Below are 13,688 nucleotides of genomic sequence, written 5' to 3' on the forward strand. Positions count from 1 at the left end.
TAGTAATCATGTTAAAAACATTTATTGAAAGACCAGTGCTTTCAACAGTCATCTCTATTATTATAGTGTTGCTTGGAGTTATTAGTATTTCAAGCCTACCTATAGAAGAGTATCCAGATATTGCACCACCTACCATTAAAGTAACGGCAAATTATACAGGTGCAAATGCAGAAACCGTTTTAGAAAGTGTAATTATTCCTATTGAAGAGCAAATCAATGGAGTAGAAGGTATGACGTATATTACGTCTACGGCATCTAACACAGGAACCGCAGAAATTACAGTGTATTTCGATCAAAATATCGATGCCGATATTGCAGCCGTAAACGTTCAGAACCGTGTAGCTAGAGCAACACCTTTATTACCATCTGAGGTTACACAAACAGGTATTATAACGCAAAAGCAAGAAACTAGTGTGTTAATGTTTATTTCAATGTATTCTGAAAGTGAGAATTATGATGCCACATTTATTCAGAATTACTTAAAAATTAATGTTATTCCTGCTATGCAACGTATTAGTGGTGTTGGGGATGTTAGTGTATTTTCACAACAAGATTATGCGATGCGTATTTGGTTAAATCCTGAAAAATTAGCATCATATGGTTTAATACCTTCTGATATTTCTGCCGCTTTAGCTGAACAAAATTTAGAAGCCGCAGCAGGTTCTTTAGGACAGAATAATGGGGAATCATTTTCATATACATTAACATATAGCGGTCGTTTTAAAGATGAAAGTCAATACAGTGATATTGTTATAAAAGCTTTAGGAAATGGTGAATTTTTAAGATTGAAAGATGTTGCAACTATTGAGTTAGATGCACAATCCTATTCGTCTAACGCAATGAGCTTAGGAAACCCTGCTGTATTTATGGGGATTTTTCAAACTAAAGGTTCTAATGCACAAGAGATTATTGAAAATATTAAAATAACTTTAGAACAGGTAAAAGCAGATTTACCAGAAGGCTTAGATATTTTTGTACCATACGATACCAGTTTATTTTTAAATGCATCGATAGATAAAGTAGTAACGACGTTATTAGAAGCCTTTTTACTAGTATTCTTAGTTGTTTTTATCTTCTTACAAAATTTTAGATCGACTTTAATTCCTGCAATTGCAGTACCCGTTTCTATTATTGGTACCTTCTTTTTCTTGAATGTTTTTGGATATTCTATTAACTTATTAACGCTATTCGCATTAGTACTCGCCATTGGTATTGTAGTCGATGATGCCATTGTTGTTGTAGAAGCCGTCCATGCGAAAATGGATGAAGGTGAACACAATCCTAAAAAAGCAACGTTAACAGCGATGAACGAAATTTCTGGAGCGATTATCTCAATTACTTTGGTAATGGCAGCAGTATTTATTCCTGTAACGTTTGTAACTGGTCCAACTGGTGTATTTTACGAGCAATTTGGTGTAACCTTAATTATTGCTATTCTTATTTCGGCAGTAAACGCCTTAACTTTAAGTCCGGCGTTATGTGCCCTATTATTAAAGGAACATAAAGATGATGAAGAGTTAAAAGGAAAGAGTCCGTTAAAACGTTTTTACACTTTATTTAATCGTGGATTTAACGCTACCGTAGAAAGATACGGAAGATCTCTTCACTTTTTATATAGAAGAAAAATTATTTCAGTACTACTTTTAGTTATTGCTGGTGTCGGAATTTATTGGGCATCTAATACAACACCTACAGGATTTGTACCGAATGAAGATAGAGGTATTATTTTCGCGAATATTGAATTACCTCCAGGAGCATCATTAGATAGAACAGATGCCGTATCTAGAGAATTATATGAAAAAATTGAAGGTACAGAAGGAATCGTCGGTGTAAACTTTGTTAAAGGTCGAAGTTTAATTAGTGGTGCTGGTAGTAACTTCGGTTTCGGAATTATTAAATTAGGTGACTGGGGAGATCGTAAAGACGCCTCACTTTCTGCACAAGCGATTACCGGAAAATTATTTGGTATAGCAGCATCAATCCCTGAAGCTAATATTATTTTCTTCTCACCGCCAAGTATTCGTGGTTTTGGAAACTCGGCTGGTTTTGAAATTAACTTATTAGATAAGTTTGGTGGCGAATTTGCAGATTTAGATAAAGCAAAGAATGATTTTACGATGGCTTTAATGCAACATCCTGAAATTAAATATGCGACATCTTCATTTAACACCAACTATCCACAATACGAAATGGATGTTAATGTGCCTTTAGCTAAAGAGAAAGGAGTTTCGGTAACGAGCATCTTTTCAACATTACAAGGCTATATCGGTGGAATTTATGCTTCGGATTTCTCTAAATTCGGAAAACAATTTAGAGTATATATACAAGCATTACCAGAAGATAGAGCAGATGAGAATGCGTTGAATAGTATGTATGTTAGAACTGATTCTGGCGAAATGACACCAATCACACAGTTTGTAAATTTAAAACGTGTGTATGGTCCGCAATCGGTAACCCGTTTCAATTTATTTAATTCTACAACCATAACTGGTGCAACAAATGATGGGTTTAGTACTGGAGATGCTATTAGAATTATAGAAGAAGAAGTTGCAAAATTACCAAGTAATTATACAGTTGCTTATTCAGGTTTAACACGTGAAGAAGTAAATGCAGGTAACCAAACTACGTTTATTTTTATATTAAGTATTCTGTTTGTATATTTCTTATTAAGTGCACAATATGAAAGTTATTTACTGCCATTAGCTGTTGTTTTTTCTATTCCTTTTGGAGTATTTGGAGCATATATAAGTACTAAATTTTTTGGGTTAGAAAACAACATTTATTTCCAAATTGCCTTAATCATGCTTATAGGGTTGCTCGCTAAAAATGCCATCTTAATTGTGGAGTTTGCATTGCAAAGACGAAAAAATGGAGAAAGTATTGTTGATGCAGCTATACATGGAGCAAAAGCACGTTTACGTCCAATTTTAATGACCTCGTTTGCCTTTATATTAGGGTTAATGCCATTAGTATTAGCAAAAGGTGTTGGTTCAGAAGGAAACAACTCTATTGGATCTGGTGCCGCAGGAGGAATGTTAATTGGTACAATTTTAGGAGTCTTTGTTATTCCTATCTTATTCATACTATTCCAATGGTTACAAGAAAAAGTTTCGGGTAAACCAGCAATACAAACTATTGAAGACTAAAAAAATGAAACGTAATAAAACATATAAAAATCTTAGCAAAGGAGCCTTAATACTAATTGTAGTGTTAACACTACAAAGTTGTTTTGTGGCTAAAGATTACGCCAGACCAGATTTAAATACTGAAACGGAAGCTCTTTACAGAACAGATAATTTACCAGCAGATAGTATATCTATTGCAAATATATCTTGGAAAACATTATTTAAAGACCAATATCTTCAGCAGTATATAGAAGAGGGCTTGCAAAATAATATAGACATTCGTATTGCTTTACAACAAATAATAGCAGCACAATCTTACGCCAAACAAGGTAAGGCTGGTTATTTTCCATCTGCAAGTATAGGTACAAAATGGACGCATCAAGATCAATCTAAAAACACACAATTTGGTGCTTTTTTAAGTGAAAGATCTACAGATCAGTTTGATTTAACCGCTAACTTATCTTGGGAAGCAGATATTTGGGGTAAAATAAGAAGTAATAAAAGAGCAACGCAAGCAGCATATTTAAAAAGTGTAGCAGGACATCAAGCTGTAAAAACCCAGTTAATTTCTAGTATAGCAAACACATACTATAACTTACTTGCTTTAGATGCTCAATTAGAAATTACAAAACAAACCATAGCTACAAGAGAAAGTGGTGTAACAACTATTAAAGCCTTAAAAGATGCTGGTCAGGTAACACAAGTTGCTGTCGATCAGAATATAGCACAATACAATAATGCAAAAGCATTACAAATAGATATTGAAATTACTATATTTAAAACAGAAAATACCTTAAGTATTTTTTTAGGTAAAGCACCGCAAAGTTTTAAAAGAAGTACGCTTGATATTCAAAAAATAGAACAAGATATTGTACTAGGAGTACCATCTACTTTACTTAGTAACAGACCCGATGTTATGGCTGCCGAATATAACTTAATACAATCATTTGAGTTAACTAACGTAGCAAAAAGCAACCTATACCCGTCATTAACATTAACAGCTTCAGGAGGGTTTCAAAGTTTAGAATTAGATAATTTATTAAATGCTAATTCACTGTTTTCTAACATTGTTGGAGGCTTAACACAACCTCTTTTTAATCAAAGAAAGTTAAAAACTCAAAAAGAAGTTACCATTGCACAGCAAGAACAATCTTTACTTCAGTTTAAAAAGACTTTATTAACAGCGGGTACAGAAGTATCTAATGCGCTGTTTAGTTACGAGTCTGAGGTTAAGAAATTCGAATTCAGAAGAAATGAAGTTGAAGCTTTACGCACAGCTGAAGCGAACTCTGAAGAATTACTTAAAAATGGTTATGCTAACTATTTAGATTTATTAACAGCAAGACAAAGTGCCTTAAGTGCAGAACTTAATATTATTGACAGTCAACTACAACAACTAGTGTCTGTTGTTGATTTATATGAAGCACTTGGTGGTGGATGGAGATAAATTAATGGCTCGTATAAAATAAACTTAAAATGATTACCAAAGCTCAGTTGCTAGAATTCGCTATCTCTAAATTTACCCAGTTTGGCAGTAAACACGTGACTTTAGACGATTTAGCAAGTGAGCTTGGAATATCAAAAAAAACAATTTATTCTTTTTTCAAAAACAAAGAAGACTTAGTAACTTCTAGTCTAGAAAGCTTATTAAATAAATATAAAAACGACATAAATAAGATCATTAACAATAACAATGATGATCCTATCTTATGTGTCGTATTAATTTATAAAAGAGGGTTTGAGTATTTAAAATACTTTAAACCCTCTTTTCTTTTTGGCTTAAATAAATACTACCCAAAAGCAAGTACCTTGTTTGACGTATTTATTGAAGAATTATCTAATAAAACAGTATACAACTTATTAAAAAAAGCACAAGATTCTGGTGATATTAAACCAGAGGTAAACTTAAAATTAATAGTTAAAATTTATTTTTTTAGAATTGACAACCTTGTTTTTAAAGAAAATAACTTATTTGAACTTTTTAATAAAGATGAACTTTTTAAACATTTAGTAATTTACAATCTTAAAAGTATATTAAGCGACCACTACTTAAATGCCTACTTTAAGTAAATTAAAAAGTATAGACTAAGTTATATATACTCCTTTTTTAACGAATTCTAATTTATATACTACGAATTCTAATTAGCTTAAAATTACTCCTTACTTCCTTCCTACTTTTGAACATATAAAACAAATATTATGTGGTCAAACAACAATTACTCATCAGTATTAAAAATGTATTTAAGCAAATATAACAGCTTAAAATTACAGATAAACAACAACGGATTAATAGCTTCTGTTGAGAAGCAAAAAAATGGTCAATGGATTAGTGACAGAAACTTGCCAAACATTTTAAATAAATTATCTACTAATTTTAATTTAGAGAAGAACGTGACGATCATATTACAACAATAATAAAATAATAACCTTAAAAACAATACCTATGAAACAACACATTTTAAAAGTAGGAATAGTAATGGGATTACTACTATTAATCGGAACATTTACAAGCTGTGATAAAACAAGAAAAAGCAACACTCAAGAGCTGGGAAACATTGCTAAAAAAGAAGAAACGGGAAACAAGATTAATTTAAATTCAAGAAAACCAATTGTATTTATTGCTGGATATGACAAAAGCGATAGTAAATTTTATGATAACGCTAGAGCTTATTTTAAAGATAAAAAATACCGTGTCATAAATGAGGAATATTCTTTAGAAGAAATTATTACGTGGATGAATAAAAACGCTACTGAAAATCCGTACGGCGATATTCATATTGTTAACTACAGTACCCCATTTAAAGGAATGCATCTTGAAACGGTTGTAAACGGAGAAAAAATTACAACAGAATCTTTACAAAAAAGTATTTCTAAAGGTAATTTACCAACACTAAAAAAAGGAATTAATATAAACACTAAAATTGTATTTCATTCAAACGGCTTAGGTAAAAATGAAGCACTTTTAAATAGTTTAAAACAAGCTTTTTCTACGGATGAAGTTCCGCAAGTTGTAGCTTCACCTTACTTTAATATATTCGGAGGCGAGTTTACGAATCACTATTTAGCAGCACCATATTACGTATTTTATCCGACAGCAAATTCGCCAGGAAAAGTAGATTTATCTAAAGAAATTGCTAAAAAATATCCGAAGGAAAGAGACATAGATTGGTTTGCTGCTTTAACAAACGAAAGAGAGCGTTACATAGGCGAGCCATATACAAAACAATTTAGTGTGCCTGTAAGTTTAGAAGTTAATTATTTACATTCAGATGAAGAAATTCCAACTTTTGTAATGCAAGAAGAGTTAATGGATTTTATTGCCAATGATGAAGATTTAATGAAAAAGATGAATAAACTAAATATTCCTGTTGAAAAATTTAGATGGACCTATAAAATAAAAGATAGTAAGTTACTTATTAAAGGAAAAACATCTGTGCTGTGTGTATTAAAGCCACTTACAAAACCTTTTGGCGACTTAGAACACATTAAACCCGACACGAATAATAAACGCTTATACGCTATGAAATAATTTAATATTTGGGGAACGTCATCGCTAATAAAGTAACAGTATTTATCTTAAAAAGATTACTTCTTATACTTTATCGCGATGACGTTTAAATTGGTTAAGTTTGTTATTATGAAGTTACTTAAATATGTATTTATTTTTATCTTTTCATTAACTGTTACAAATACAGTTGCACAGTTAAACACGCTAAAAAATTATAATTTAAATGATGGGTTACCTAGTTTAACTATTACTGATATTACACAAGATGAAATTGGTTATTTATGGTTTACTTCTAATAAAGGAATCTCTCGTTTTGACGGATATGAGTTTATAAACTTTAGCAAAAAAGACGGATTACTAACTGATAAATCAACAGTTGTTACTACTACGAAAAACACTCTTTATATTGGTAGTAATAACGGATTAAGTATTAGAAATAATAATATATTTAGTTCTTTTGATGAAAAAAAAATTAACTGTATACTAACTACAAATCATGGTACTTTTTTAGGTACAGATAAAGGTATATTAAGAGTTCGTGAAGATTTCCTTTCTAATATTCGAACCAATTTTCAGATTGATTTAAATAAAATAAACAATTTAAAATTTGACGGTTCATTTTATTGGATTGCGACCAACAAAGGGTTATGGAAACTAGATAAATTAATTAATCCGACTCTTTTAAAAAGAATAGACTTAGGTAATTACACTTCTATTATCTTTCATAAAAAAAAGACAATTGCAGCTACTTATAACAACGGCATTAAATTAATTAATAACGACCAGGTTAAGACAATTACTAGCTCTTTAATGAACATAATTGATATTAAATTTATTAACAATCAATTTTGGATTATTTCTGAAAATGACGGAATTGAAATACTTAATGAAAATTTTAACTTTGAAAAAAACATCAACAAATACAATACATTAACAACAAATAAAATAAATACTGTTTTTCAGGATCAACAAAAGAATATTTGGATTGCCACAAAAAACAAAGGTGTTTATAAGTTAAAAGGTAAGAATGTTACAGAAAAAAATCCTGTAATTACCTTTCAAAATATTGAAGTGGTTTACAAATCATTAGACAGCATAGATATTAACAACTACCAAAAAACCTTACAATTAAAACCTACTAAAAACCATATTTCATTTACTTATAAAACGGTTAACATTAACAATCCGAAAGATGTTTTATACCGCTATAAATTAAATAATGAATTTAGTAATTGGACTTCTAAAAATACCGTAGACTTTCCATATTTAAACTACGGAAACTATACTTTTTCGGTACAATCAAAAAGTGCTAAAAAAATAAGCAAGCCAATACATTTTCAATTTTTTATTGATACACCTATTTATCAAAAAAACTGGTTTATATGGGCAAACATCACTTTAATATTCTTTTTATTAACAGTGGTAACTTTATTTTATATTCGAAAAATTAAAGCTAAAAACAAAGCTAAAGTTAAAAAACTACAGTTAGAAAATCATTTATTGTCGCTAGAGCAAAAAGCACTGCAGTTACAAATGAATCCGCATTTTATTTTTAATGTTTTAAACGGAATTAAAGCTTTAGGCACTACCAGAAAATCTGCAGAACTCAATACAACAATAAGTAAATTTGCAACGTTGTTACGTGGAATTCTACATAATTCTAGACAAGAAGAAATTAGTTTAACTGAAGAAATATCAGTTCTTAAAAACTATATAGAGTTAGAGCAGCAAATGAGTTCAAATACTTTTAAATATGAAATTATTACCGATTTAAAACTAGATCCTGAAGAAATATTAATTCCGCCTATGCTAATTCAGCCTTTTGTTGAAAATAGTATTAAACATGCTTTTAAAACAACATCAGAAGGTAAAATTACGATTGATTTCTCTATTAAGAATCAGTTTTTAGTATGTACTATTATTGATAACGGTATCGGAATTCATCAATTAAAAAAAGACACTAACGCAAATTCTCATAATTCAGTTGCTATTAAAATCACTGAAGAACGTATTAGAGCCTTGTCTAAAAAAAGCCTATTTAATATTGATGAAATCATCCATAAAAATAAGGTAACCGGAACAAAAGTATCTTTTAGAATTCCTTTAAAAACTGATTTTTAACATGAGTAAATTAACTGCTATTATTGTTGATGATATGCCATCTGCTTTAAAAATGTTACAAAACGACATTTTAAATAACTACAAAGAAATAGAAATAATCGGTACCGCAAAAAGTGTTGTAGAAGCATCCATATTATTAAGAAAAAAACAACCCGATATTTTATTTTTAGATATTATGCTTGGTGACGGCACTGGTTTTGATGTTCTTGAAATTCACCCTAATTTATCATCAAAAATAATTTTTGTTACCGCAAGTGATGAGTACGCTATTAAAGCTTTTAAGTTCGCTGCCATCGATTATATATTAAAACCATATACGAATGAAGATTTATCTAATGCCATTGATAAAGCTAAAACTCAAATTAAACCAGATAAGGAACAATTAACTGTTTTACAAGAATCTATAAAGCAACCTAATTTGCGCCCAAAAAAGATTTCTTTAAGCACTTCTGATAAAATTATTGTGGTAAACTTAGATGATATTGTACGTTGCAAGTCCGATAATAACTATACAGAGTTCTTTTTAATCGATAATCAAAAAATTTTAGTTGGTAAAACACTCAAGTACTTTGCAGACATGTTAAAAGAATTTGAATTTATTAGAGTACACCAAAGTCACTTAATTAACATACAGTATATCAAAGAGTTCATTAAATCTGACGGAGGATATTTGGTCTTAAAAAACAAAATTACAATACCTGTTTCTGTTCGAAAACGAAATGAAGTTATTCATATTTTAGAAAAAATATAAACTTTTTTTACTATTTACTATATATTTTAACAACTATGTTAAATTTTTATTAAAATTTTACCTATTTTAGTGATGTAAATAATTAAGTATATGGTTGCACTTAAACTCGAAAAAGGCAGGTTGTTAATTGCAGAGCCTACTATTTTAAATGATTGTTCTTTTAAGAGAACTATTATCTTATTAACAGAACACACGTCAAAAAGCTCTGTTGGCTTTATATTAAACAAACCTTTAAATTACGTACTAAGTGATTTAGTGCCCGAAATAGATTGTGATTTCACAATATACCAAGGAGGTCCGGTAGAGGAAGATAACTTATACTTTATACACAAAGTACCAAATTTAATACCTAATAGTATTGAAGTTGCAAATGGTATTTATTGGGGAGGTAATTTTGAGCTTTTAAAGGAACTTTTAACAAGCAATAAATTAAAATCAACTGATATACGTTTCTTTTTAGGATATTCTGGTTGGGAAACAAATCAACTAGAAGATGAATTAAATACCGATTCTTGGTTTATTTCAGAAAATGATTACACAAATATTTTAACAACAAACGACAAAAACCTGTGGAAAGAAAAGCTGCTGCAAAAAGGCGGTAAGTATAAAATTTGGGCAAATGCACCAAGTGATATTCAAATGAATTAACCTGTTATTGTTACTAATTTTAAACTACTTTTAATTTTATTAGTGATATTTGAGGTAAACTCTTTCTTACGATAATTAGTTACCGTTTGAATACCTATAATTGCATTGGTTATAAAAACCTCATCTGCTTTTTGTAATTCGAACGGAGAAATTGTAGTTTCTTCAATAATGTATTCTGAGTTTTTCTCTAGAATTTCAATTACTTTCTTTCTAACAATTCCCTTTATACATCCTTCTGTTAAGGCCGGAGTTTTTATTATGTTATCTTTTATTATAAAAATATTTCCATTCGTTGCTTCAACAACCCCTTTTCTTTCATTTAATAATATACAATTGTCTAAATCATTTTCATCTGCAAAAACAGCAGACAATGTATTTAACATCCTATTAGAAGTTTTTATAGTTGATAACAACCCTGAATAGTTATAAAAATCCTTAAACAAATCTACTTTATAACTAGATTTTTCTATATAAGTAAACTCAGATGCTTCTATTAAGTAATCAATTTCGTTTGACTCAGGTTTATACAATCCTCCATCCTTTCGGTAAACAGTTAATCTAACTCTATAGTTATCTGCCTTTGGAAGTTCTTTTGTAGTTTTTAAAATTTCTTCTTGCAAGAATTCTAACGTAAACTCCATCGGTATTTTCATACGTAGCATTCTCATAGATGCCATTAACCTAAAATAATGATCCTCGAAAAAAACAACTTTAGCATTAAGTACTCTTACCGTTTCAAAAATAGCGTCACCATATTTAAAGGCTCTATTATTGTTAGATAATTGTAATTCTTTATTTGATATTATTTTCCCGTTAAAATTTAGCATCTCTCAAAAAATTTGATTGCAAATTTACAGCTTAGGTAATTAGTAGCCATAAAAAAACTCGACAAAATGTCGAGTTTTTAATAGCTACTATAAAAGATTAAGCTCCTATACTGTTTTTTAGACTTTCTATTTGGCTTTCCCATAACATTTTTGCTTCTTCTACAGCATCTTTATCATCTGCAAAGTCGGTAACAATTACCACTACATCTTTAGTTAAAGGATCTACTTCTATTCTAAATTCAAAATAACTTTCATCATCTTCACTTTCTTCCCATTTAAATTTAATGCGTTCATTATTCTTTTTAGCTAATATTTTTGCTTCTTCTTCAGAATCATCCCACATAAAAGTGATTAATTTTCCTCGAGAATTAACTCTATCAGCAAACCATTCCTCTAATCCTGAGGGAGTTGCTAAACTATTATATAACATACTTGGTGATGCATGTATCGGGAATTCTAATTCGAACTTTACTTTACTCATTTTTTTTTTCTTGAGGTGGCAATATATATCTTTATTTTTTAAAAAAAAATTTCATTTTTTGTTGCTTAAAACCAAATATCTTGTATATTTGCACCCGCATTAGGCGAGGTAGCTCAGTTGGTTAGAGCGCAGGATTCATAACCCTGAGGTCGGCAGTTCAAATCTGCTCTTCGCTACTAAACTCAAACTTAACGGTTTGAGTTTTTTTTTACCTAAATTTTAGTAAACATTTTAAAATGCTCGCCTACTTTATCAACATTAAATACTGCTCCTACTTTATTAAAATTTAACTCTTCATAAAAAGAAACTGCCTCTTTACGAGCATTACACCATAAAATATGTGTGTTTTTTTGACCTAAAATATTCTTTGATTCATTAATTATCTTTTTACCATAACCTTTACCTCTCACTTTTAAGACTGTAGCCATTCCTCTTAATTGGTATTGATCCTCTTCAAAATCCTCCATTTTATTTTTAATAAAACTTGCAACTCCTACTAACTCATTATTATGATAGGCGCCCAAATGAAAAGTACTTTCATCAAAGTCTTCTTTAAATTTATACGGTAAATCAATTTCTTTTCGTAAAACAGATAATCTTATCTCGTAGGTATCTTCTGCTTTAATTTCTTTAATATTAATCATTTCTTATCCTTTAAACTCTTATATATAGTTTCTCGAAATTTTTTAGCAGATATAAACCATGCTCCATATTCATCCTTATACTCTTTGGTAATATTACTATCTTTAGATACTTCATCAAACGACTTTCCTTCATTTAAAGCTTCTTGCACACGGCTTCTTAAAGTTACCAACATGCTTTTATAAATTTGTAACTCTTTCTTATTAGAAACACTTCTATGTCCAGGAATAATTTTTGTTTTATCATCTGCAAGCATCAAAACCTTGCCTATAGACGCTATATAACCATCAATACTTCCACCCGTTTCTATATCTATAAAAGGAAATTTTCCTTGAAAATAAGTATCTCCCATATGTATTACATTACTATTTAAAAAATACACATGAGAATCTCCGTCGGTATGTGCGTTATGAACATGAGACACTAAAATATCTTCATCATCTATATGAAACATCATATCTTTAGAAAAGGTTATTACAGGTAATGCTTCTTTTGGTGCTGCTTTTTTGTTTTTCCCTTTTATAACCTGATCCATACTCATTCTTTTTCTAACATTTTCCTGCGAAAATATTAAAACACCTTCTTTTTTTAGATTTTCATTTCCTCCTGTATGATCTCCATGCCAATGTGTATTAACCAAATATTTTATTGGTTTATCTGTAATTTCTTTGATTTTACTGGTAATTTTATCTGTTAAGGGAGCAAACTGATCATCAATCATAAAAACACCTTCTTTTCCTACAAAAATTCCGATATTTCCACCTTGACCTTGCAACATATAAATATTTTCTGTTATTTTTTCAGAAGAAATTTTCACTTCTTTTTTTTGAGAAAAAACACCTAAACTAAATACACCTAATAAACTTACTGCTATTACTTTTTTAAATTTCATGATTTTAATTTTAAATACACAACTATTAACGAACTTTGTAATTACAAGAAGTAAGTTACCATATAATTACAAGAAACGAAACTCTTATTAATATTCTATAAAATTTTAAACTATTAATGAATATCAGCTTTAAACCTATTGATAAAAAAGATAAATACAACTACTTCTACTAATCTTTTAAAAGAACGTGTATTAGAAATGGCTACTTATAACACATACGAGTGTGTTAATATTTTTGATGATAATTTATTAATTGGTATTTCTGGCCTTTGGTATAGTATGCGTCATTACCTGGGAAAAAGTGTAGAACCAGATCATGTTATTATTGATAAAAAATACCGCGGTAAAAATTTAGGAAAGCTATTTTTTGAATGGATTTACGATTATACAAAAGCTAAAGGATGTGAAGCAGCCGAATTAAACACTTATACAGGCAATAGGAAGTCACATAAATTTTATTATAATGAAGGATTTGAGATCTATGGTTTTCATTTCGTGAAAGTTATGAGAGAAGATCAAAAATTTTATTAATTTTATGTAAAAAACCATTGTAAATTCTAGAAACTATTTTATATTTGCAACCGCTTTACAATAGAACTTATTTTTATTTAAAAGCACAGCAAGTAATTGCAATAATCTTTACCAATGCGAAAGTAGCTCAGTTGGTAGAGCGTCAGCCTTCCAAGCTGAATG

13 protein-coding genes and 1 tRNA gene are annotated in these 13,688 nt (G+C 29.7%); 10 read left to right on the top strand and 4 right to left on the bottom strand.

Going from position 1 to position 13,688, the window contains the following annotated elements:
- Positions 1-8: 8 nt before the first annotated feature.
- The 8 genes from P2G10_RS11695 to P2G10_RS11730 all read left to right on the top strand — a co-directional run bounded on the left by P2G10_RS11695 (position 9) and on the right by P2G10_RS11730 (position 10,153).
- Positions 9-3,146: an efflux RND transporter permease subunit gene (locus tag P2G10_RS11695; RefSeq protein WP_275316758.1), complete on the top strand. Its 3,138-nt coding sequence runs from the start codon at positions 9-11 to the stop codon at positions 3,144-3,146.
- A 4-nt stretch (positions 3,147-3,150) separates the two neighbouring features.
- A complete protein-coding gene (locus P2G10_RS11700; RefSeq protein WP_275316760.1) occupies positions 3,151-4,572 on the top strand; it encodes an efflux transporter outer membrane subunit in 1,422 nt (473 codons plus the stop codon).
- Between the two features lie 29 nt (positions 4,573-4,601).
- Complete coding sequence (locus P2G10_RS11705) at positions 4,602-5,195, top strand: TetR/AcrR family transcriptional regulator (RefSeq protein ID WP_275316761.1); 594 nt, start codon at positions 4,602-4,604, stop codon at positions 5,193-5,195.
- A gap of 129 nt (positions 5,196-5,324) precedes the next feature.
- Positions 5,325-5,540: a hypothetical protein gene (locus P2G10_RS11710; RefSeq protein WP_218773421.1), complete on the top strand. Its 216-nt coding sequence runs from the start codon at positions 5,325-5,327 to the stop codon at positions 5,538-5,540.
- A 28-nt stretch (positions 5,541-5,568) separates the two neighbouring features.
- Positions 5,569-6,654, top strand: a complete 1,086-nt coding sequence (locus tag P2G10_RS11715) for a hypothetical protein (protein ID WP_275316762.1) — start codon at positions 5,569-5,571, stop codon at positions 6,652-6,654.
- 108 nt (positions 6,655-6,762) lie between these two features.
- Positions 6,763-8,754 (top strand): sensor histidine kinase, encoded by a 1,992-nt coding sequence (locus tag P2G10_RS11720; RefSeq protein WP_275316764.1) that lies wholly within the window; start codon positions 6,763-6,765, stop codon positions 8,752-8,754.
- Between the two features lies 1 nt (position 8,755).
- Positions 8,756-9,505, top strand: coding sequence for a LytR/AlgR family response regulator transcription factor (locus tag P2G10_RS11725; RefSeq protein ID WP_275316766.1), 750 nt, complete (start codon positions 8,756-8,758; stop codon positions 9,503-9,505).
- A 90-nt stretch (positions 9,506-9,595) separates the two neighbouring features.
- Positions 9,596-10,153: a YqgE/AlgH family protein gene (locus P2G10_RS11730; protein ID WP_275316768.1), complete on the top strand. Its 558-nt coding sequence runs from the start codon at positions 9,596-9,598 to the stop codon at positions 10,151-10,153.
- Here the strand turns inward: P2G10_RS11730 and P2G10_RS11735 are convergent.
- Positions 10,150-10,980: an aminotransferase class IV gene (locus P2G10_RS11735; protein WP_218773426.1), complete on the bottom strand. Its 831-nt coding sequence runs from the start codon at positions 10,978-10,980 to the stop codon at positions 10,150-10,152. The genes P2G10_RS11730 and P2G10_RS11735 overlap by 4 nt on opposite strands.
- A gap of 97 nt (positions 10,981-11,077) precedes the next feature.
- Positions 11,078-11,461 (bottom strand): START-like domain-containing protein, encoded by a 384-nt coding sequence (locus P2G10_RS11740; protein ID WP_275316770.1) that lies wholly within the window; start codon positions 11,459-11,461, stop codon positions 11,078-11,080.
- A 102-nt stretch (positions 11,462-11,563) separates the two neighbouring features.
- Between P2G10_RS11740 and P2G10_RS11745 the strand changes: the two genes are divergently transcribed.
- Positions 11,564-11,637, top strand: a tRNA-Met gene (locus P2G10_RS11745).
- Positions 11,638-11,673: 36 nt separating this feature from the next.
- On the opposite strand, the gene P2G10_RS11750 is transcribed toward P2G10_RS11745, so the two are convergent.
- Both P2G10_RS11750 and P2G10_RS11755 read right to left on the bottom strand, forming a co-directional pair.
- Positions 11,674-12,105, bottom strand: a complete 432-nt coding sequence (locus tag P2G10_RS11750) for a GNAT family N-acetyltransferase (protein WP_275316771.1) — start codon at positions 12,103-12,105, stop codon at positions 11,674-11,676.
- A complete protein-coding gene (locus P2G10_RS11755) occupies positions 12,102-12,995 on the bottom strand; it encodes an MBL fold metallo-hydrolase (protein WP_275316772.1) in 894 nt (297 codons plus the stop codon). The genes P2G10_RS11750 and P2G10_RS11755 overlap by 4 nt, the downstream gene beginning before the upstream one ends.
- Positions 12,996-13,133: 138 nt before the next feature.
- Between P2G10_RS11755 and P2G10_RS11760 the strand changes: the two genes are divergently transcribed.
- Positions 13,134-13,526 carry a GNAT family N-acetyltransferase gene (locus tag P2G10_RS11760; RefSeq protein ID WP_275316773.1) on the top strand — a complete coding sequence of 131 codons (393 nt, stop codon included), beginning with the start codon at positions 13,134-13,136 and terminating at the stop codon, positions 13,524-13,526.
- The last annotated feature ends 162 nt before the right edge of the window (positions 13,527-13,688 follow it).

The sequence above is a fragment of the Tenacibaculum bernardetii genome, assembly GCF_029125915.1.
In the GTDB taxonomy this organism is placed as follows: domain Bacteria; phylum Bacteroidota; class Bacteroidia; order Flavobacteriales; family Flavobacteriaceae; genus Polaribacter; species Polaribacter bernardetii.

Bases quoted from the DNA above. Each gene is read 5' to 3' on its own strand.
- P2G10_RS11695 (WP_275316758.1), top strand. From the start codon at position 9: ATGTTAAAAACATTTATTGAAAGACCAGTGCTTTCAACAGTCATCTCT.
- P2G10_RS11700 (WP_275316760.1), top strand. From the start codon at position 3,151: ATGAAACGTAATAAAACATATAAAAATCTTAGCAAAGGAGCCTTAATA.
- P2G10_RS11705 (WP_275316761.1), top strand. From the start codon at position 4,602: ATGATTACCAAAGCTCAGTTGCTAGAATTCGCTATCTCTAAATTTACC.
- P2G10_RS11710 (WP_218773421.1), top strand. From the start codon at position 5,325: ATGTGGTCAAACAACAATTACTCATCAGTATTAAAAATGTATTTAAGC.
- P2G10_RS11715 (WP_275316762.1), top strand. From the start codon at position 5,569: ATGAAACAACACATTTTAAAAGTAGGAATAGTAATGGGATTACTACTA.
- P2G10_RS11720 (WP_275316764.1), top strand. From the start codon at position 6,763: ATGAAGTTACTTAAATATGTATTTATTTTTATCTTTTCATTAACTGTT.
- P2G10_RS11725 (WP_275316766.1), top strand. From the start codon at position 8,756: ATGAGTAAATTAACTGCTATTATTGTTGATGATATGCCATCTGCTTTA.
- P2G10_RS11730 (WP_275316768.1), top strand. From the start codon at position 9,596: ATGGTTGCACTTAAACTCGAAAAAGGCAGGTTGTTAATTGCAGAGCCT.
- P2G10_RS11735 (WP_218773426.1), bottom strand. From the start codon at position 10,980: ATGCTAAATTTTAACGGGAAAATAATATCAAATAAAGAATTACAATTA.
- P2G10_RS11740 (WP_275316770.1), bottom strand. From the start codon at position 11,461: ATGAGTAAAGTAAAGTTCGAATTAGAATTCCCGATACATGCATCACCA.
- P2G10_RS11750 (WP_275316771.1), bottom strand. From the start codon at position 12,105: ATGATTAATATTAAAGAAATTAAAGCAGAAGATACCTACGAGATAAGA.
- P2G10_RS11755 (WP_275316772.1), bottom strand. From the start codon at position 12,995: ATGAAATTTAAAAAAGTAATAGCAGTAAGTTTATTAGGTGTATTTAGT.